This is a genomic window from Sphingomonas plantiphila (assembly GCF_046000505.1).
GTDB lineage: Bacteria > Pseudomonadota > Alphaproteobacteria > Sphingomonadales > Sphingomonadaceae > Sphingomonas > Sphingomonas plantiphila.
The window spans coordinates 1-271 of the sequence record NZ_JBELQC010000009.1; the positions used below are offsets into that span (position 1 = coordinate 1).

At 69.0% G+C, this 271-nt stretch carries 1 protein-coding gene; it reads right to left on the reverse strand.

The window, feature by feature from the left end; genetic code table 11:
* The coding region (locus ABS767_RS17575; protein WP_408080783.1) for a hypothetical protein at positions 1-271 on the reverse strand (271 nt) is incomplete at both ends.

Consider the following 271-nt stretch of genomic DNA (forward strand, 5'->3'; position numbering starts at 1 on the left):
CGTCGCGCAGCACGCCGTCGAGTGCTCCGACCATGTTGCGCACGCCGGTGCCGGCCATCGCCATGGCCTTCTGCTGATCGAACACCGCCGCCGAGCCGAACCGCATCAGCCCGGCGCCGGTGCCGGCGATGCCTTCGATGCTGTCGAGCGCCCATTGCCCGGCGCCGCGCATCGGCCCGGAGACCCATGGATTGCCTCGGGCATGGCCGTCGATCGTCAGGTCCATTCCTCGCACGATCACCGGCCGGACGTAGTTGTAGTAAGCGCCCTT